Below are 19,325 nucleotides of genomic sequence, written 5' to 3' on the forward strand. Positions count from 1 at the left end.
TCTAACGCACGATCCAGTCCGGAAGCCTCACTTCCGGCATCGTGCCTTGTTCAAGCCACTCCAGCGATCGCCCTGGCGAATTCGCTTGCGGAAAACGGTTCGAGGTCGTCGACCTGTTCGCCGACGCCGATGAAATAGACCGGCAATTTATGTTTTGCCGCGATCGCCACCAGAATACCGCCCCGCGCCGTGCCGTCCAGCTTGGTCATCACCAGGCCGTTGACGCCGGCGATATTGCGGAAGATCTCGACCTGGTTGAGCGCGTTCTGGCCGGTCGTGGCGTCGACCGTCTGCAGCACGGTGTGCGGCGCTTCGGGATCGAGCTTGCCCAGCACGCGGACGATCTTTTCCAACTCCGCCATCAGTTCGGTCTTGTTCTGCAGCCGGCCGGCGGTGTCGATGATCAGCACGTCGGAGCCGGCTTCCTTTGCCCGCTCGAAGGCATCGTAGGCGAGACCGGCGGCGTCGGCGCCGAGCTTCGAGGCAATGACGGGCGATTTCGTTCGTTCGCCCCAGATCTTCAGCTGTTCGATCGCGGCGGCGCGGAACGTATCGCCGGCGGCCAGCATCACCGACAGGCCGCCATCGGTCAGCTTGGCGGCTAGCTTGCCGATGGTCGTGGTCTTGCCGGTGCCGTTGACGCCGACCACCAGGATGACATGCGGCTTGTGCGAGAGGTCAAGCTCGAGTGGTTTCGCGACCGGCGCGAGCACCTTCTCCACCTCGGCCGCCATGACGGCGCGCACTTCGGTATCGGAAACATCCTTGCCGTAGCGGCTGGAGGCCAGTGAATCGGTGACGCGCAGCGCCGTTTCGACGCCCAGATCGGCGCGGATCAGCACGTCCTCCAGGTCCTGCAGCGTCTCCTCGTCCAGCTTGCGCTTGGTGAAGACGCCGGCGATGTTGCCGGTCAGTTCGCGCGAGGACCGGGCTAGGCCGTCCCGCATGCGCTGGAACCAGGATTGCCTCGGCGCCGGTTCCGGCGCCTTCTGTGGCTCGGCCTTCTGCTCGACCTTCCTGGCGACCGTCACCTTGCCGGGAACGGGTCTTGGCTCCGGGGTGGGCCGCGGGACCGATTGAGGCTCGGGCGCGACCTCGGCAACGACCGGCTGCGTCTCGACCGGTGCAGGTTGGCGAATGGGAGGGGCGATTTCAGCTGGTGGCGCTTCGAGCGCCGCTTCGACGGCAGGTCCGCGCTTTCCTTCATGCTCTCCCCGCAAACCGGGCAAGGACGGTGCTGAAGCCCCTTCCTTCGCCTCGTCCCTATACGGGGAGGTGCCGGCAGGCGGATGAGGGGCAGCGCCGGCCCTTGAAGGCTGCTCGACGGCGGCCGCCGACGGAGGCACTTCAGCCGGCGACGCCGGCGGCACCTCGACCGGTGCGGGTATCTCGGCCGGCACTTCGACTGGCGGCGTCGGCACTTCGACGGGCGCGGGTTCCGGTCGCCTCTCCGGACGCGAGGGAACGATCTCCGGCTCCGATGGCGCCGGCGGGATCTCCTGCGGCTGGGGTTCGGGCGTGGGCTCGGGAGCAACCGGCGGCGGCGGGACCTCTTCGGGCGCGGGCGGTTCAGGTGTCTCGGGCGCGGGTGCCGGTTTCTCTTCCGGCGCAGGCTCCGGCTGCCGCTCCGGTTCTGACGGAACCGTCGGCTCCGGCGCGGGCGGAATGGTCGGCGCAGGTTCGGGTGTGGGTTCCTCGGGTGTGGGTTCCTCGGGCTGCGGCCCGGGCGCGGCCTCGACCGGAGCAGACACGGTCGCCGGCACGGCTTCCGTCACAGGCTCCTCGCGCTTCAGAAACTCCGGCACGGCCTGCTCGGCCGCCGGCTTCAGCGCGTCGAGCTGGTCCCATTTGATCGGCGGCAGCGGGGCGGTCTCGTCGATGCGCTCCTCGACCACCTCCTTCTTGCCGAACGAAAATATCTTCTTGAAAAAACCAGCCATGCTTTTGTGTTCTCAGGCGGCGCGGGCGGCAAGGGGAGTGGCTATCAGCCTGATCCCGTCGTGGCCGGTTATATCAGCCTCGACGATCTCTCCCGGCGCGCCGGTGCCGAGTGCGGCAAGCGTGAACCCTTCGGTGCGGCCAAGGCCGTCGCGCTCGATCAGGACCGACTGACGGCTGCCGGCGAGCGAGGACAGATGGCGCTGGTAGACCGCTTCGCCGGCGGCGCGCAGCCGGGCGGCACGCTGCTTGACCAGCTCTCGACGCAGCTGCGGCATGCGCGCGGCGGGTGTGCCCTCGCGCGGCGAAAATGGGAAGACGTGGAGATGGGTCAGGCCGCACTCCTCGACGATCTCCAGCGAATTCTCGAACATGGCTTCGGTCTCGGTCGGGAAACCCGCGATAATGTCGGCGCCGAAGACAATGCCGGGCCGCAGCTTGCGCACATCCTCGCAAAAGCGGATCGACTGATCGCGCAGATGGCGGCGCTTCATGCGCTTCAGGATCATGTCGTCGCCCGACTGCAGCGACAGATGCAGATGCGGCATCAGCCTGGCTTCTGTGGCGAGCGCATCGAGCAAATCGCCGTCGGCCTCGATCGAATCGATGGAGGAAAGCCTGAGCCGCTTTACATCGGGCACCTGACGCAGGATGGTCTTCACCAGCTTGCCGAGCTTCGGCGCGCCTGGCAGGTCGGCGCCGAAAGACGTCATGTCGACACCCGTCAGCACGATCTCGGCATAGCCGTTGCCCGCCAGCCGCTTGACCTGCTCGACCACGGCGCCCATCGGCACCGAGCGCGAATTGCCGCGGCCATAGGGGATGATGCAGAAGGTGCAGCGATGGTCGCAGCCATTCTGCACCTGCACGAACGCACGGGCCCGGCCCTCGATGGCATCGACCATGTGGCCGGCGGTCTCACGCACCGAAAAGATGTCGTTGACGCGCGCCTTCTCGGTATCGTTGACGCCAAAATCGGGCAGCGCGCGATAGGAATTGGCCTTCAGCTTCTCTTCATTGCCAAGCACGAGATCGACCTCGTCCATGGCGGCGAATTTTTCGGGCTCGGTCTGCGCGGCGCAGCCGGTGACGATGATGCGCGCGGCCGGGTTGTCGCGGCGCGCCTTGCGGATCGCCTGCCTGGCCTGGCGCACCGCTTCGCCGGTGACGGCGCAGGTGTTGAAGATGACGGCGCCGCCATCCAGCGCGCCGAGGCCGGCATTTTCGGCCTCGCGCCGCATCACTTCGGACTCATAGGTGTTGAGACGGCAGCCGAAAGTCACCACGTCGATGCGGCCGGCCTCCTTCGCCACGTCGACGTCCTTGGCAAGGGCGGACATCACGCCGCGCTTTCGGTGTCGCGGGCCCATTGTCCGGTCGACGGATCGAAGCTGCCGGAAAATTCCCACTCGGCCGCGCCGGTCAGGATGACGTGGTCGTCCTCGCGCCACTCGACATGCAGCGTACCGCCGCCGGGGGTCAAAAGATTGACGCTGCGGCCCGTGCGCCTGGTGCGCGCGGCGGCAACGACAGCCGCGCACGAGGCGGAGCCGCAGGCCTTGGTCAGGCCGGCGCCACGCTCCCAGGTGCGGATGATCATCGAGTCGGGCGAGGTCACCTGCGCGATGGTTATGTTGGCGCGCTCGGGAAAGATCGGATGGTTTTCGAGCAGCGGGCCGAAACGATCGAGTTCATAAGTCCAGACATCGGCGTCGACCCAGAAGATGGCGTGCGGGTTGCCCATCGAGACCGCCGAAGGCGAATGCAGCACCGGCGCGTCGATCGGGCCGACCTGCAATTCGATCATGCGGGTGTCGCGGAACTCCTCGGCCAGCGGGATGTCGCGCCAGCCGAAGCGCGGCGTGCCCATGTCGACCGAGATCGAGCCGTCCGCGTGTTCGCGGGCGTTCAAGATCCCGGCCACGGTCTCGAAGGTGAAGGTCTTCTCGCCGGTCTCGGCGGCCAGCGCCTGGACGACACAGCGCATACCGTTGCCGCAGGCCTGCGCGCCCGACCCGTCGGAATTCAGGATGTCGACGAAATAAGCGGTGCCCGGCGTCCTGGCGTCGTGGATCGCCATGATCTGGTCGAACCGCGTCGAGGCATCGGCGTTGAGCGCGATGGCAGCCGCGGCCGTCACCCGATCCGCACGGCCACGCATGTCGGCAACGATGATCTCGTTGCCGATGCCGTTCATCTTGGCGAAAGGGGCCGTGCCTGCCATTGCTCCGAAACTTCCATGTCCGTTCGGCGCTATATGGCGGAAACGGGCAGGAATTACCAGTGCGCAGCCGCTTTCACGGCGAAGGTGCGGGACTTACGTTACCGCAAAGACCCCAAGCAAGATCAACAGGAAGATGATGAGCACGATGCCGATGAGAATGCGCGCGCCAGTGGCGGCCGCGCCCGCCAGCGCCGGCATGCCGAGCAGGCTCGCCGCGGCGGCGATGATCAGGAGAATGATGATCCATTTGAGCATGGGAACGCCTCGCAAGCCGGACACATTGAAACCGGTTGAAAAACGCGGCTGTCGTGCTTGGGTTCCCGAGGCCGGGAGATAGCGTCGGCGATGTCGAGGCAGCCGAGGTCGTAGAAAGTGCAGTTCTGATTGATGAAGACATTACGCCCGACGCGGATTTCGTCCCCGCCGGTGCCGTCTCCATCGGACATCGGTGGTTTTCCCGGCATCGCCTCAGCCGGCGATCTCGATATCCGTGCTGAAGGGGGCCGTCTTGCTCGAGTTCTCGTCATGCATGACGAAGTCGCACCGGTATTTGCCGGCCGGCAGGCCGTCGAGGGAGAGGTCGAGTTTGAAGAACAGTTCGCGATTGTGCGAGCGAGAGGCGATCTGAACACGGCCGACTTTTTCCATTGTGCCGAGCGTTTCGCCGGCTGCGGACACGACGGTGATGTCGACAGAGAGCGCGATCATGCTGTTGCCGAGGCCGTCCTTGCCGTAGCCATAGCCGACCGGCTCCATGTACAGCACGATTTTCTCGCCGGGCTTGTAGATGTGGTTGGCGCGCTCGCTGTAGATACCGAAGCCGGAGGCCGTGTCGACTTGCCTGACGTTCAGGACGCCAAGCGGCATCGCTTGCCAGAGCGCTTCCTGGGCGCTGCTGAATTTCTCCAGCGCACCGGCGCCATCACCCGACTGGAGCAGCTTCTCGGCCTCGGCCGCCCGATCGCTGATCTCGCCCGCGAAAGCCGCCGGCACAGAGACCGCCAGCGCCAAAAGACCTGCCATGATTGACTTCATCTGATTCCCCTATCCTGTCCGCGGATGACCATCAGCGAAAACCATGGCAGCGTAAACGGTCATTCCAGCCATCGAGGCGATCATATCCGGGGCACTTCCCAGATCTCGCCGGGCCGCAAGGCGCGAAAGCGCTCCTGTGGGATGCCTCGGCCGTCCAGCGCCTCGGCCAGCTTCCGCACCGGTTCGCCGAACGGCTCGTCGGTGAGCTGGAACGTGCCCCAATGGCAGCCGGCGGCGAAGGCTGCGTTGCACAACGACATGCCCTGGACCGCTTCCTCGGGGTTCTGGTGCTGCGGCGCCATGAACCAGCGCGGCTCGTAGGCGCCGATCGGCAGGATGGCGAAGCGGAAGCCGCCATGCCTCTCCGCCATCAGCCGGTAGTTGATGCCGCCGTGGAAGCCGGTATCACCGGCGAAATAGATTTTTCCGCCCGGCGTCTCGATGACGAAGCCGGCCCACAGCGCCATGCGCCGGTCGCGCGCCCCGCGCGCCGACCAGTGATGCGCGGGCTCGACGTGGATAGCGGTGCCGTCGGAGACATCGACCCTGTCGCCCCAGTCATGCGCGGAAAGCCGCATCCCGGGCACCGCGGCGGCGATGATGGCATCGTTGCCGAGCGGCGTCACCACCAGCGGATCGTGCTTCTCCTGCAACTGCCTCAGCGTGGCAAGGTCGAGATGGTCATAGTGGTTGTGGCTGACCAGCACGAGGTCGATCGCCGGCAGATCGCCAAGGGCGATACCCGGCGGATTGACGCGCCTGGGTCCGGCAAAGGAGAACGGCGATGTGCGCTCCGACCAGACCGGATCGGTAAGGATGTTCAGCCCGGCTGTCTGGATCAGCAAGGTCGAATGGCCGACCATGGTCACGATCAGATCGGCGCCTTCGACCGCCGCCGCCGGCTTTGCCTGCGCAAAGGGGCTCGGGCTGGCAGCCGGCCATTTAGAGCGCTGGCCGCTGAACTGCCATTTCAGCAAATCCTTGAAGGGGCCGGGCATCCGGCCGCCGGGATTGAAGAACAGGCTGCCGTCGAAATGGTCGCTGGGCGGGCCGCTGTAGTAGCGGTTGGCGGCTTTCTTTCTGGCGGCCAAGGTCTGCGCTCCGGCGGGTTTCGGTGAACTCTTTGTTTTCACTCAATTCCCAGGGGGAAAGTGCTGCGCGTTTTCCCGGGGAAGCGCCACACACCTTTCCTGGAATTGGCCATAGACATAAGCCCTGACGCGGCTGGCGCAAGCGTTTGCCGGCCGAAGACCAAGGGCGGCAAGGCGGTCTCGGCTAGGATCGCGGCATCAGGAGGAAGACGCCATGGCGATGAACCGGACCAAGACACCCTGGATGAAGGCCGAGGATTTCGGCCGCTCGCTGCCGCGCGGCATCGGCGTCAATCTGCTGGTATCGGACATGGCGGCGATGGAAGCCTTCTGCGGTGACGTGCTTGGCGCCCGCATCGTCTATGCCGACGAGGATTTCGCCGCGCTCGAGCTTCTGGGATCGGTGTTCATGCTGCATGCGGACCATTCTTATCTCGACAATCCCATGACGGGCTCCATCGCGGGTACGGAGACGCGCGGTGCCGGCATCGAACTGCGTCTCTATGGCGCGGAGCCCGACGCGATCGAGGCCGCGGCGCTGGAGCATGGCCACATCGTGCTGGCCGGCGCGATCGACAAGCCGCATGGTCTGCGCGAGTGCTATATCGTCGGACCGGACGGATATGTGTTCGTGCCGAGTGCGCCGCTCGCCGGGTGAGTGCGATAAATTTGCAACAATTCATACCGCAAACCCTATTTTAACCATATCGGGTTGAAATTTCGCCACCTTCTCCATCTTGGTGGAGGTGAGATTGCGCGGACGGTTTCCCCCCAGCCGGATCCGACGGAGGTTGTAATGAATTTTTCGAAAGGCGGCCTGGTGGCCGTATCCCTGGCGGCACTCGTTGCGAGCGGCTGCTCAACCTCACGCTTCTCGTCGATGGACGACCAGCAACCGGCGCCGCTGCAGCCAGCCCCCGCTGGCCAGGTGAGTTCCAACCAGCTGCCGCCGCCGGCCTCGCCCGGCACCACCGACCCGTCGCGGTTCCCGACCGCGCCGGCTAACACGCAAGTTGCTTCGCTGCCGCCGGACGGCGCGGCGCCCGCGGGTGCCGCCGATCTCAGCGCGGCGGCCGTCGCCGGTGTCTGGAACGTCAGCGTCTCCGGCCAGAGCTGCAAGGTGGCGACGCCGCAGACCAAGTTCGGCGCCGGTTTCCGCGCCGGGCCGCTGCATTGCCCGGCGCCGATCGACGGCATCAAGTCGTGGAACGTCGCCGGCAAGCAGCTGACGCTTTATGACGAGAATGGCGGTTCGCTGGCGCGGCTCTATTCGTCGGGCGGCTCGAAATTCGACGGCCAGACTTCCAACGGGCAACCGATCTCGCTTACGAGGTAGGAGATGCCGACATTCAGGTGATGCCGGCGGCGTGACCTCAATCTCGGCGCACCCTTTCTCTGGGCATCCTGCTCTGAACAATGACGTGATCGATGCATCTGCGTGACGGCCTTCAGACACATCCGACCGTCCGGCAGCGCTACGACCATCTGGTGGTATCAGGCGCGATCGAGCGCGATGCCGCGCAGGAAGAGATCGCCGCCGCGCTCGACCGGCTGACCGTCGAGATCTCGGCCAAGCGGCTGGCGCACAAGTCCAGTGCACTGGGCTGGCTGTTTGCGCGCAAGCGCGAGACGCATGAAGCTGTCAAGGGCCTCTACATCCATGGCGGCGTCGGCCGCGGCAAGACCATGCTGATGGACATGTTCTTCGAGCTCCTGCCGGTCAGGCGCAAGCGCCGTGTGCATTTCAACGACTTCATGGCCGATGTGCAGGACCGTATCCAGAAACACCGGCAGGCGCGCAAGGAAGGCACGGTCAGGGAAGACGATCCGATCCCGCCGGTGGCCAAGGCGCTCGCCGAGCAGGCCTGGGTGCTGTGTTTCGACGAGTTCTCGGTCACCGACATCGCCGACGCCATGATCCTGTCCAGGCTGTTCTCGGCACTGTTTGCCAACGGGGTCGTACTGGTGGCCACCTCGAACGTGGCGCCGCAAGACCTTTACCGTGACGGGTTGAACCGCCAGCTTTTCCTACCGTTCATCGCCATACTGGAACGCCACGCGCAGGTGCTGTCGCTGGACAGCGACAAGGATTACCGGCTGGAAAAGCTCGCCCGTACGCCGGTCTATGTCACGCCGGCCGATGCGGCGGCCGACCAGGCGCTCGACGAGGCCTGGCAGGCGATGACGCGCGGTGCGCCGACGGCCGAGACCTCGCTGACGCTGAAGGGACGCAAGGTGGTGGTGCCGGCCGCCGCTGGTGACGCGGCGCGTTTCACCTTCGCCGACCTTTGCGAAAAGCCGCTCGGCGCGCGCGATTACCTGGCGATCGCCGGGCGGTTTTCGACTGTTTTCATCGACCGTGTGCCGGTACTGGGCGAAGGCAAGCGCAACGAGGCCAAACGCTTCATCCTGTTGATCGACACGCTTTACGACCATCATACGCGGCTGGTGGTGAGCGCCGAGGCGCCACCGCACGCGCTTTATGTGGCCAAGCGCGGCGTCGAGGTGTTCGAATTCGAGCGAACCGCATCGCGGCTGATCGAGATGCAAAGCCGCGACTGGCTGGAGAGCTGGGCGAAGCGCCGACCGGGTGAAGGTACGGTCGGCCGACGCACGGCAGGCGCGGATACGGCCGCCGCACCTTCACCGTCCTGAGCAGAGCCCGGATTTGCGGCGCTCATCGCGCCTTGGGATTATTTCTTGCCTCTCAACGTCTCCACGTCGGTCTTGCCGACATACCAGTCGCGGGCGTTGACTTCCTCGAAGACCACCCAGACATCGTCGTTGCTAAGCCCGGTGGCGTCCATGATGGCCGCCGTGACTTTCCTGGCGATGTCAGCCTTCTTGCCGGCCGGATCGGCGGCGATCACTTCCTTGACGATGCGGATGTTGACGAATGGCATGACGCCCTCCCCTTGAATTGTGTCTGATACCGCCGACATGCGGCTTCGAACTCCGCCCCGGCGAACCGCAGGATGGTGGCTCCGGAAGCCGCGGCGAAGCGGGCGCTGTGGCTACCCGCAAAACGGCCAATAAGGGACGCCAGAGAAGCGTTTCCAGCAGACTCAATAGGTCTTGGCCCCATTCACCATCAGCCGCACCGAATAAAGCGAGGTGGTGCCGGCGATGTAGAGACAGTTCAGCTTGGCGCCGCCGAAAACGCAATTGGCGGTCACCTCCGGCACCTTGACCTTGCCGATCAGCGTGCCGTCGGGATCGTAGCAATGGATGCCGTCGGCGGCACTCGTCCAGATGCGCCCATCGGCGTCGAGCCGGAAGCCGTCGAACAGTCCGGCCGTGCAGTCGGCGAACACCTTGCCTCCGGAAACCTTCTTGCCGTGCTTGCCGACGTTGAACACCCGCATATGCGCCGGGTTCTCGGCGCCATGCGTGCGGCCGGTGTCGACGACATAGAGCAGGCTTTCGTCGAGCGAGAAGGCAAGGCCGTTCGGCCTGACCATGTCGGTGATGACAGCCTCGATATCGCCCGTGTCGGGATCGACCCGGTAGACATGGCAGGCGCCGATTTCACTCTCGGCTTTGTCGCCCTCATAGTCGGTGTCGATGCCGTAGGTCGGATCGGTGAACCAGATCGAGCCGTCGGACTTCACCACCGCGTCGTTGGGCGAGTTCAGCGGCTTGCCCTTCCATTTGGCGGCGATGGTGGTGATCGAGCCGTCATGCTCGGTGCGGCTGACGCGCCGGCCCGAATGCTCGCAGGTGACCAGCCGGCCTTGCCGGTCGACGGTGTTGCCGTTGGAATTGCCGGAGGGCTGACGGAAGACACTGACGCTGCCGTCCGTCTCGTCGTAGCGCATCATGCGGTTGTTCGGAATGTCCGACCAGACGACATAGCGGCCGGCGGCGAACCAGGCCGGCCCTTCCGCCCACCGGCAGCCGGTGAACAGCTTCTCCACCTGCGCGTTGCCGTTGAACAGGCGCCCGAAACGCGGATCGAGAACTTCATAGTAATCTGCGGCCGCCATGTTTCCTCCAGGCATCAGGTGACATTGGATCAAGCCAGCCCGCAATCGATCTGGCAAGACGGGGTAACGCTAATTTGTAAGACAAAATGGGAGGCGGCTCGCCTGCCGGCCCGGGCCGCGCGTCGTGCGGGAGCTTAGGAAGCCATTAACCGGCTATGCGCTGGCTGCAATGGTGCATTGCAACATCTTCTTTTTGCAACGCACCATTCCTATGTCATGATCCGTACCGATCAAGGGAGGAAGAAACGGCCGCGCCGAATGCGGCACAGAAGGAACCTTGCTATGATCTTCAACGACCTCGTGACCCGCGCTCGCACCAGCATCGCCAAGCGCAAGCACTACAATCGCCTCATCGCCGAAATCGACAGCTTCTCCAGCCGCGATCTGGCCGACATGCGCGCCGACCGTTCGGAAATGCTCTACCAGATCCACAAGCAGATCTACGGCTGAGCAACCCATCACGTTTGTCGTCCTCGGGTCGCCGCGACGGAGCTTCGCTCCTGCTCGCCCGTGGATGACGAAGGTGGGTCGGGCCTACTGAAAATTACGCCCTTTGGGCATGACCCTCTCCGCCTCTTCCGACAGCGTTGCGAGATCCCGTTCGTCTTTCAGCATCGCGGGCCGAATTGCGGGTTGGCCGGAGCGGTCCGAAGGATCGGCGGCCGGCAGTGCGGCCGCACCGACCTTCTCCAGCAGCACGGTCAGCCAGGGCGTCAGGTCCTCGATCTTCTCGGCGACGATATGGACGACACCTGATTCCGACTGCAGTTTTCCGGTGACCTTCACAAACCGGGCACCCATGACGATGGGCCGGAAACGGGTGAAGGTCCTTTCCCAGAAGATGACGTTGGCGACGGCCTTGTCGTCTTCCAGCGTGAGAAAGATCGCGTTGCCCTTGCCGGGGCGCTGGCGCACCAGCACCAGCCCGGCAACGGAGACCCGCCTGCCGTCGCGCACGGAAGGCAGGCTGGCATTGGGAGTGATGCCGGCGCGGTCGAGCCGCTCGCGCAGGAAGGCGACCGGATGCGCCTTCAGCGACAGGCCGAGCGAGCGGTAGTCATGGATGACATGCTCGCCGAGCGGCATTTTCGGCAGCTTCGTCTCGGGCTCCAGCTCGCGCAGGCTGAGCGCCGGCTGGTCGAACAGCGGCAGCTTCTCGGCGGCACTCTTGCCGTCAAGCGCGCGGACCTCCCATAGTGCCGCGCGGCGGTCGAGGCCGATGGAACGAAAGGCGTCGGCCTGCGCCAATTTCTCGATCTCGTCGACATTGAGGCCGGAGCGCAGCCAGACATCCCGGACCGTCGAGTAGCCGGCGCCGCGCCGCTCGACGAAAACCTCCATGCGTTCCTTGGAAAGTCCCTTGATCTGCCGGAAGCCGAGCCGCACCGCATGCTGAGTCTCGATGACACCGTGCATTTCGGCATGACGCGGCAGGATGCGGGCCGGGTCGAAAAGCGCCTTTTCCAAAGTGCAGTCCCAGACGGAGAAATTGACGTCGACCTCGCGGATGTCGACGCCATGGTCGCGGGCGTCACGCACCAGCTGCGCCGGCTGATAGAAGCCCATCGGCTGCGAATTCAGGATCGCGGCGCAGAACACGTCCGGGTAGAAGGTCTTGAACCAGCAGGAGGCATAGACGAGCAGGGCGAAGGAGGCGGCGTGGCTTTCGGGAAAGCCATACTCGCCAAAGCCCTCGATCTGCTTGAAACAGCGCTCGGCGAAGTCCTTTTCGTAGCCTCGTCCTGTCATGCCGTCGATCATCTGCTGGCGATAATTGCCGATCGTGCCGGTGCGCTTGAAGGTGGCCATGGCACGGCGCAGTTCATCGGCCTTGCCCGGTTTGAAGCCGCCGGCGACGATGGCGATCTTCATCGCCTGCTCCTGGAACAGCGGCACGCCCAGCGTCTTGCCGAGAATCTCTTTCAGCTCCGCCTTGGGATATTCGGGTTTTTCCTTGCCTTGCCGCCGGCGCAGATAGGGGTGCACCATGTCGCCCTGGATCGGGCCCGGCCGTACGATCGCCACCTCGATGACGAGGTCGTAGAATTCGCGCGGCTTGAGACGCGGTAGCATCGACATCTGAGCACGCGATTCGATCTGGAAGACGCCGAGCGTATCGGCACGGCAGATCATGTCGTAGACACGGGAATCCTCCTTGGCGATCGTATCCAGGGTCAATGGCCTGCCATAATCGTCTCTCACGCCGTAATGGGTCTCGAGCAAAGTGAAAGCGCGCTGCAGGCAGGTCAGCATGCCGAGCGCCAGGATATCCACCTTGAGGATTTTCACCGAATCGAGATCGTCCTTGTCCCATTCGACCATCTTGCGCTCGTCCATCGCCGTCTTGACGATGGGGACGATCTCGTCGAGCCGGTCCCTGGTGATGACGAAGCCGCCGACATGCTGGGAGAGGTGGCGGGGAAAGCCCATGATCTCGTTGGCGCGTTCCATCACATGCCGTGACACCGGATCCCTGCGGTCGAGGCCGCCGGCCCTGGCTTCCTTCTCGCCGAGTTCCGAGGTCGACCAGCCCCAGATCGAGCCGGAGAGAGACGCCCTGACATCCTCCGAAAGGCCCATCGCTTTCGACACTTCGCGCAGCGCCGAACGGCCGCGATAGCTGATGACGGCGGCGGCGAGTGCCGTGCGTTTGGAGCTGTATTTCGTATAGATGTACTGCATCACCTCTTCGCGCCGTTCATGCTCGAAGTCGACGTCGATATCCGGCGGCTCGTTGCGTTCCTCGGAAATGAAACGCTCGAAGAGCGTGTCGATCTTGTCCGGCCCGACCTCGGTAATGCCAATGCAGAAGCAGATAATCGAATTGGCCGCGGAGCCGCGGCCCTGGCAGAGAATGCCTTCGCCTCGGGCGAATTTGATGATGTCATGGACGGTCAGGAAATAACGGGCGTAATTCAGCCGCTCGATCAGGGCGAGCTCTTCCTGGATTCGTTTTATCACGCTGGCGGGGATACCGCCGGGAAAGCGCCGGGCCGCACCTTCCCGAGCCAGTCGCTCCAGCTCCGCCTGCGGTCCGAGACCCGATTCCGTCGGCTCGTCGGGATAATTGTACTGAAGGTCGCCGAGCGAGAAGGTCAGCTCTTGCGCAAACCGCAGCGTCTCCGCCAGCGCTTGCGGATACCGGCGGAACAGGCGCGCCATTTCCAGCGGCGGCTTCAGATGGCGTTCGGCATTGGCGGTCAGTTCCAGCCCCACCTCGGCGACCGGAACATTGAGGCGGATCGCGGTCAGCACGTCCTGCAGCGGGCGCCGTTCGGCCGTGTGGTAGAGCACGTCGTTGGTCGCCATCAGCGGGATGCCGGTGCTCTCGGCGAACGCCGCCGCCTGCTCGATCCGGAAGCGATCATGGCCGGCATAACAGGGTGAGACGCCGAGCCGCAGGATCCTGCCGAAGCGATCCCTGAGTTCACGGAGCAAAGCCAGACTGTCTTGCGCGCCGGCCGCCAGATCGGGCAGGACCGCCAGCGACATTCGGTCCCCCCATTCGAGCAGGTCGTCGCGCCGGAGCAGGGTGGCGCCCTTTTCGGTCTCGTCACGCAGATTAGCCTGGGTGAGCATGCGGCACAGATGGCCCCAGCCCGCACGGTCCCTGGGATAGGCGAGAATGTCCGGCGTGCCGTCGCCAAAAACCAGCCGGCAGCCGGGATGGTAGGCAAGCTTTTCGACCTTGGCCTGCTGCCAGGCGCGCACCACGCCGGCGACGCTGTTGCGGTCGGCGAGCCCGATCGCGGAGAAGCCCATGAGCTTGGCCGCGACCACCAGCTCCTCGGGCTTGGAGGCGCCGCGCAGGAAGGAGAAATTCGACTGGATGCCGAACTCGGCATAAGGAATGACGGTCAGCGCGTTCATGCGAAGACCCCATGCATGAACCAGCGCGGCGGGGTTTGCGAGACGCCGCCGTAAAGGCCTTGCCGGTAGAGCCAGTAGCGGCGGCCACCGGCATCCTCGATGCGGAAATAATCGCGTGTCGACGCCGCCGCGTCGCCCGGCGCCTCGCGCCACCATTCGGCGGCGATGCGCTCCGGCCCTTCGGCGCGCGTCACACGGTAAAGCGCGCGGCGCCAACGAAAATGCAGCGGCGGTCCCTCCGGCATTTCGGTGGCCGGCACCTCGATGGGCTCGGGCGAACGGAACAGCCGGATCGGTCGTTCCGGCGGGAAGATGGTCATCGGCGCCTGCATCCTGTCCGGCTTCTTGGGTGGTGTGGTCCGGCGCGGGGCTTCGGTGAAGGGAATGACGGCGACGGCGCGTTCCGGCAGGTGGCTTTCCACGGGAACCGGCTGCAGAACCGCGCCCTCGCCGAGGCGGGCGCGGATACGGTCGGCGAACAGGGCGATGTCGGCGCCGTCATCGGCCGCTTCGCCGGTCAGATCGGCCTGCTGCATGTCGAAAGCGGCGACGGCCAGCACCGAGAGGCGCACCAGGTCGAAGCCAAAGCCGGCATCGATATGCTGCTCGAGTGCCGCCAGCCTTTCATGGAACAATTTCCGGATCAGCAAGGGTTCGCGCATCGGCCGCGAGGTGCCGAGCGCGATGCGGCTGACGGCGCCGTCGACGCGAAAAAGCAGCAGCGCCAGGCTCCTTGCGCCTTCGCCGCGGCGTTCCAGGTCGGTCTTCAAGGTCGTCGCCAGCATGCCGACCAGCCGCTCTATCTCCTCCGTCAGCGTGACGGGCTCGGCGAGATGACGCTCGACCGAAAGCGGCGCGACGGGAAGACGCGGTGAGATCGCCTCGTCGAGACGACCAAGCGCCTGGTCGAGGCGCTGGAGCAGCAAAGCGCCGAAGCGGCGGGCGAGCGGCGCGCGCGGTGCCGTCATGACGGCACCCGCCGTGCGCAGCCCCACGCTTTCCAGGCTGGTACGGGTTTCCGGCGCTATGCGAAGGGCGGCCAGCGGCAAGGGCGCGAGCAGGGCTTCCTCCTCGCCTGATGGAACGATGCGGTCGCCGCAAAAGCGGGCCGCCGCCCAGGCCGCCCCGGGCGTGCCGGCAAGCCCGGCGCGGACGTCGAAACCCTGCTGGAAGAAGCGCGACAGGATTTCGTCCAGCATGGCGCGTTCGCCGCCGAACAGATGGGTGCAGCCGGTGACGTCGAGGAACAGGCCGTCGATGCCGTCCAGCGCCACCAGCGGCGTGTAGCGGTCGCACCAGTCGGCAAGGCCCTCGAGCAGGCGCCGGTCGGCCTCCGGATCGGCTTCGACGATGTCGATCGACGGATGCATGGCGCGCGCATCGGCAATCCCCATGTCGCGCTTCAGGTGCAGCGCCTCAGCCCGCGCGTCGAGGGCCGAGATGCGCTGCGCGTTGCCCTGGCGATGGCTGATCACGAGCGGTGGATGAGATGGCTGCGGATGATCCGGCGGCCGGGAACGCCAGGATTTCCCCAGACGCTGCCGCAGGATCCTTTCTGTCGCGAGATAGGGAAACCACAGGGACAGGATTCTCTGCCCATTCGTTGCTTGCCCTGCGTCTTTCCTCGCCCCTTCTTTCATCGAATCTGCGTTCATCGGGGTTCCACTCCAGTGTGAATTGTCCAGGCAGGGCCGTGCGGCTCTTGCCGATGCTGATGGTGAAGGCCGGGTGGCCGATCGAGCCGGCGAGCGGCCCGGCGACTGTTTCGCGCGGCACGGCCGGCGCCGAAGCGACAATCAGACGAACAGGCGCCGCCGTCGGTTCGGGCTCGGCCGCTTGTCGCAGCAGGAACACCGGCCGGCCGGCACCTTGCGCCCGCGCATGCAGGCGGCGTGTCGCGGTCAGGTCCAGCCGCTGCGGATTGCCGCGGATCTCCAGGATGACGGCTGCAAGCGCGGTCATGCGGGCCGCCTCCTCGGCGATCCACAGCGCATCGACAAGCCTGGGCGCCTCGGAAAACAGCAATTGCTGGGGCTCGATGCCGAACGAGGCATGCAGCCCCCTGGCATAGGGAAAGCCGGCCTCATGGAAAATTTCCGATGTCCCGATCCACAGGATGGGCAGCCCCTGCGCCTGGTTGAGGATCAGGCTGACGATCGACAGAGCGAAACCGGCGACGGCGCCCGCATCGCGGGTTTCCAGGCCATGGATTTCGGTCAGGGCGGCTTTCGGTAGGCCGCCGCTGAGCGCGGCATCGAGCCGCTCGATGCCGATGGGCAGGAAAGCGTCCGGCAAGACCGCGGCAAGCCCGCGCCGGACGATCGTCAGATCGCTGCCGGCGTCAGCAAGGGGCGCGCCAGCCGGCGCCTGCAGGCGCTCGGGCAGTGTTCCCTCGATCTTCGCGATCTGGCGGCGCAGGGCAAAAACAGTCTCCCGCGCCACGGCGGTCATCGCCATGACGGTCAGCTTCCACTCACGATTGTTCCTGTTATGTTCCTATAGATTCCAGAGGGGATCGGAAGAGTCAAGCAGACTCATCAAGGAATTTATTCCTCTTCCTGCGCGACACCGGCGTACAGGCGTCATTTGCCTCGACCAGCGCGAACGCCTATATGCCGGGATCAAAGGACAAAGCATGGCCCGCATCTACAAGACCCGCACCTGGCATGGTGAACTTGCGCCCTCGATGGAGGAATTGGAGTTCCTTGCCCTGGAGGCCTACGCCCACCTGCCGGAGGATTTTCGCAAGCTGACCGGCGAGATCGTCATCCAGATCGCCGAATTCCCGACCGACGAGATCATGGACGACCTGTCGCTGGAAACGCCGTTCGACCTGCTCGGCCTGTTCGAGGGGCGCGGCATCGCCGAACGCTGGAATCCGCAAACCGGCGAAGGCCCGAACCGCATCACGCTCTACCGCCGCGCCATGCTCGACTACTGGGCCGAAAACGAGGAAACGCTGGGCGACATCGTCACCCACGTGCTGGTCCACGAGATCGGCCACCATTTCGGCCTGTCGGACGATGATATGGAGAAGATCGAAGAGGCGGCTGAATAGTCCGTACCTTCGTCTTCCTGGCTCTATGCCGCTTCGCTTCTTGCTTCGCCCTAGGTGACGAAGAGAGAAGTTACCGCGCTTCCCTTCTCAGTCGATATCCCTAACCATGTTGGTCTCAGCATGGTCGGTGAGCCGCCGCTATGGTCATCGATTGGCCGGATCACCGCCTTGCGCAATTATACAAGTTTTGATATAAATCCACCAATGCCAGTAACAAAGCGCTTAGAGTTTCTCGGAGATTCTCTTGCCCAGCTCCGGGATTTTCCAGAGGCGGCACGCAAGGAAACGGGCGTTCAGCTGCATAAGGTGCAGCTCGGACTAGAGCCAAGCGACTGGAAGCCGATGACGACGGTCGGCCCAGGTGTGCGGGAATCCGCGTCCGCGACGCCACCGGCGCGTTCCGGGTGCTTTACGTCGCGAGCATAGGCGACGCTGTCTATGTGCTGCACGCCTTCCAGAAGAAGACGCAACAGACAGTGAAACGAAACTTGGATCTTGCCGCATCCCGGTTCAGACAAATCTAGTGGAGGTAAGGACGATGGACCGTCAGAGTTTTGAAAACGTGTGGGACGCACTGGAGGAGACTCCGGCCGAGTCCGCCAACATGACCATGCGCTCCAACTTGCTGATCGCTATCGAACAGCGGGTGCGGAGTTGGGACGTTACCCAGGCCGAAGCAGCCAACCGGCTTGGGATTACCCAGCCACGCCTTAGCGACCTCCTGCGGGGCAGGATCACGAATTTCAGTCTGGACACGTTGATCAATCTTGCCGCGCTGGCCGGACTTACCGTGCGTCTTGATATTGTCGAGGCCGCCTGATGCTCTCCTTGCCAGCGGCTACCAGTCGCTGAGCTTCGTATCCGGCCCGTATTCCTGGCCATCGACATCCTTCACCACGGCCTGGCCGCAGCGCATGGTCTTGGTCTTCTTGTCGTAGGCGTAGGTCGGCGAGCCGAACAGGTGCCAGCCCTTGTTCAGCGCCGCCGTCACCTTATGGCAGAAGCTGGCGTCGTCCGGGGCGGTGAGAAAGCGGTAGAGTTTCATCGTCCAATTCCTGTCGTGTATCCCAAATCGGCGAATATCATGCGCCGATGGCGGCCGCTTTCGCCAGAAGTTTTTCAGCTTGCGCCAAGTGCAACCGCTCGACCATCCTGCCATTCAGCGCGATGACCCCCTTGCCACTGTTTTGCGCAAGCGCGAAGGCATCCTTCACCGCGCGCGCCTCGGCCAGCGCCTGCGCCGACGGAGCGAAGGCACGGTTGGCCGCCTCGACCTGCGATGGATGGATCAGCGTCTTGCCGTCGAAGCCCATGGCGGCTGCCTGCGTGCACTCACGCGCGAACGCATCCGGGTCGCGGAACTCGTTGAACACCCCATCGAGCATGTCGATCCCGCCGGCGCGTGCCGCCAGCAGCATCTGCATCAGCCATGGCAGCAGATAGGCGCGATCCGGCGTCGCCAGCACGCCGGTATCCTTGATCAGGTCATTCGTTCCGGCGATGAAACAATCCAGGCGTGAGGCGGGGTCGCGGCCGAGTTCGGCGATGGCGCCGATGTTGAGCATGGCCTTGGGCGTCTCGATCATCGCCCATAGTTTCACGCTGTCCGGGGCAAAATTATCGTCCAGCACATCGCCGACTTCGAGCATGTCACGCGGCGTGTCGACCTTCGGCAGCAGGATGCCGTCCGGCTCCGCCTTGGCCACGGCCGCAAGATCGTCAGTGCCCCATTCGCTGGACAGCGCATTGACGCGCACCACCATCTCGCGGCGCCGGCCATTGGCATCAGGGCGGTTGGCGAAAATGCCGGCCAGTTTTTCGCGCGCGGCGATCTTGTCGGCGGGGGCGACGGCGTCCTCGAGGTCGATGATGACGGCGTCGCAGGCAAGCTGCGCGATCTTGGCCAGCGCCTTGTCGTTGGAGGCCGGGACATAGAGCACGGAGCGGCGCGGTCGGTAGGTTTCGGTCATGCCAGATCTATGCCGTGTGTGGTCGGGCGAGGCAAGCCGCCAGCCCTGCACGAAAACTGCACGCGCCTGCGGAAAACCTCCTCCGATCCGCCGCATCGCTTTCCTGCAGGCCTGCGACACAGGCGGCATGCACAAGCGAGCAAAACCCCGTCT

19 protein-coding genes and 1 pseudogene are annotated in these 19,325 nt (G+C 64.7%); 7 read left to right on the forward strand and 13 right to left on the reverse strand.

The window, feature by feature from the left end; all coding sequences use genetic code 11:
• Positions 1-50: 50 nt before the first annotated feature.
• From ftsY to LB516_RS10625, 6 genes are all read right to left on the reverse strand, one after another.
• On the reverse strand, positions 51-1,400 hold the full coding sequence (ftsY, locus tag LB516_RS10600) for a signal recognition particle-docking protein FtsY (RefSeq protein WP_411969386.1): 1,350 nt from the start codon (positions 1,398-1,400) through the stop codon (positions 51-53).
• Positions 1,401-1,952: 552 nt separating this feature from the next.
• A complete protein-coding gene (gene mtaB, locus LB516_RS10605; protein ID WP_224719495.1) occupies positions 1,953-3,278 on the reverse strand; it encodes a tRNA (N(6)-L-threonylcarbamoyladenosine(37)-C(2))-methylthiotransferase MtaB in 1,326 nt (441 codons plus the stop codon).
• Positions 3,278-4,162, reverse strand: a complete 885-nt coding sequence (gene dapF / locus LB516_RS10610; protein WP_140618301.1) for a diaminopimelate epimerase — start codon at positions 4,160-4,162, stop codon at positions 3,278-3,280. Before dapF ends, mtaB begins: the two co-directional genes overlap by 1 nt.
• Positions 4,163-4,255: 93 nt before the next feature.
• Complete coding sequence (locus LB516_RS10615) at positions 4,256-4,417, reverse strand: DUF1328 family protein (protein WP_015315001.1); 162 nt, start codon at positions 4,415-4,417, stop codon at positions 4,256-4,258.
• Positions 4,418-4,630: 213 nt separating this feature from the next.
• Positions 4,631-5,197, reverse strand: coding sequence for a hypothetical protein (locus LB516_RS10620; protein ID WP_224719496.1), 567 nt, complete (start codon positions 5,195-5,197; stop codon positions 4,631-4,633).
• 80 nt (positions 5,198-5,277) lie between these two features.
• Entirely contained in the window at positions 5,278-6,288 is a 1,011-nt protein-coding gene (locus tag LB516_RS10625; RefSeq protein ID WP_224719497.1) for an MBL fold metallo-hydrolase, read from the reverse strand.
• Positions 6,289-6,502: 214 nt separating this feature from the next.
• Here LB516_RS10625 and LB516_RS10630 point away from each other — a divergent pair, with 214 nt between their 5' ends.
• The 3 genes from LB516_RS10630 to zapE all read left to right on the forward strand — a co-directional run bounded on the left by LB516_RS10630 (position 6,503) and on the right by zapE (position 8,943).
• A complete protein-coding gene (locus LB516_RS10630) occupies positions 6,503-6,946 on the forward strand; it encodes a hypothetical protein (RefSeq protein ID WP_224719498.1) in 444 nt (147 codons plus the stop codon).
• 138 nt (positions 6,947-7,084) lie between these two features.
• Entirely contained in the window at positions 7,085-7,624 is a 540-nt protein-coding gene (locus LB516_RS10635; RefSeq protein ID WP_015314997.1) for a protease inhibitor Inh/omp19 family protein, read from the forward strand.
• 92 nt (positions 7,625-7,716) lie between these two features.
• Positions 7,717-8,943, forward strand: coding sequence for a cell division protein ZapE (zapE, locus tag LB516_RS10640; RefSeq protein WP_224642678.1), 1,227 nt, complete (start codon positions 7,717-7,719; stop codon positions 8,941-8,943).
• Between the two features lie 38 nt (positions 8,944-8,981).
• Here the strand turns inward: zapE and LB516_RS10645 are convergent, their stop codons facing one another.
• Positions 8,982-9,191: a tautomerase family protein gene (locus tag LB516_RS10645; protein WP_015314995.1), complete on the reverse strand. Its 210-nt coding sequence runs from the start codon at positions 9,189-9,191 to the stop codon at positions 8,982-8,984.
• Between the two features lie 162 nt (positions 9,192-9,353).
• Positions 9,354-10,274: an SMP-30/gluconolactonase/LRE family protein gene (locus LB516_RS10650; RefSeq protein WP_015314994.1), complete on the reverse strand. Its 921-nt coding sequence runs from the start codon at positions 10,272-10,274 to the stop codon at positions 9,354-9,356.
• Between the two features lie 282 nt (positions 10,275-10,556).
• Here LB516_RS10650 and LB516_RS10655 point away from each other — a divergent pair, with 282 nt between their 5' ends.
• Positions 10,557-10,724 (forward strand): hypothetical protein, encoded by a 168-nt coding sequence (locus LB516_RS10655; RefSeq protein WP_015314993.1) that lies wholly within the window; start codon positions 10,557-10,559, stop codon positions 10,722-10,724.
• A gap of 84 nt (positions 10,725-10,808) precedes the next feature.
• Here LB516_RS10655 and LB516_RS10660 read toward each other — a convergent pair whose 3' ends face one another.
• Genes LB516_RS10660 through LB516_RS10670 form a run of 3 tightly spaced genes read right to left on the reverse strand, consistent with a single transcriptional unit; the run spans position 10,809 to position 16,601 of the window.
• Positions 10,809-14,144: an error-prone DNA polymerase gene (locus tag LB516_RS10660; protein WP_224719499.1), complete on the reverse strand. Its 3,336-nt coding sequence runs from the start codon at positions 14,142-14,144 to the stop codon at positions 10,809-10,811.
• Positions 14,141-15,619 (reverse strand): DUF6504 family protein, encoded by a 1,479-nt coding sequence (locus tag LB516_RS10665; RefSeq protein ID WP_224682804.1) that lies wholly within the window; start codon positions 15,617-15,619, stop codon positions 14,141-14,143. Before LB516_RS10665 ends, LB516_RS10660 begins: the two co-directional genes overlap by 4 nt.
• Positions 15,561-16,601 carry an ImuA family protein gene (locus tag LB516_RS10670; RefSeq protein WP_224719500.1) on the reverse strand — a complete coding sequence of 347 codons (1,041 nt, stop codon included), beginning with the start codon at positions 16,599-16,601 and terminating at the stop codon, positions 15,561-15,563. The genes LB516_RS10665 and LB516_RS10670 overlap by 59 nt, the downstream gene beginning before the upstream one ends.
• Positions 16,602-16,779: 178 nt before the next feature.
• On the opposite strand from LB516_RS10670, the gene LB516_RS10675 reads away from it, so the two are divergent.
• From LB516_RS10675 to LB516_RS10685, 3 genes and pseudogenes are all read left to right on the forward strand, one after another.
• The gene (locus LB516_RS10675) at positions 16,780-17,202 is read left to right on the forward strand and encodes a metallopeptidase family protein (RefSeq protein WP_140618287.1); all 423 of its coding nucleotides are present in this window, start codon (positions 16,780-16,782) and stop codon (positions 17,200-17,202) included.
• Between the two features lie 204 nt (positions 17,203-17,406).
• Positions 17,407-17,726 (forward strand): annotated as a pseudogene (locus LB516_RS10680) (type II toxin-antitoxin system RelE/ParE family toxin).
• A 14-nt stretch (positions 17,727-17,740) separates the two neighbouring features.
• The gene (locus LB516_RS10685; protein WP_015314988.1) at positions 17,741-18,022 is read left to right on the forward strand and encodes a helix-turn-helix domain-containing protein; all 282 of its coding nucleotides are present in this window, start codon (positions 17,741-17,743) and stop codon (positions 18,020-18,022) included.
• 18 nt (positions 18,023-18,040) lie between these two features.
• Here the strand turns inward: LB516_RS10685 and LB516_RS10690 are convergent, their stop codons facing one another.
• On the reverse strand, positions 18,041-18,247 hold the full coding sequence (locus LB516_RS10690; RefSeq protein ID WP_015314987.1) for a DUF1737 domain-containing protein: 207 nt from the start codon (positions 18,245-18,247) through the stop codon (positions 18,041-18,043).
• Between the two features lie 37 nt (positions 18,248-18,284).
• Positions 18,285-19,172: an HpcH/HpaI aldolase/citrate lyase family protein gene (locus LB516_RS10695; protein WP_224719501.1), complete on the reverse strand. Its 888-nt coding sequence runs from the start codon at positions 19,170-19,172 to the stop codon at positions 18,285-18,287.
• Positions 19,173-19,325 lie beyond the last annotated feature (153 nt).

Origin of the sequence: Mesorhizobium sp. CO1-1-7, from assembly GCF_020164885.1 — a bacterium.
Classification (GTDB): Bacteria; Pseudomonadota; Alphaproteobacteria; order Rhizobiales; family Rhizobiaceae; genus Mesorhizobium; species Mesorhizobium australicum.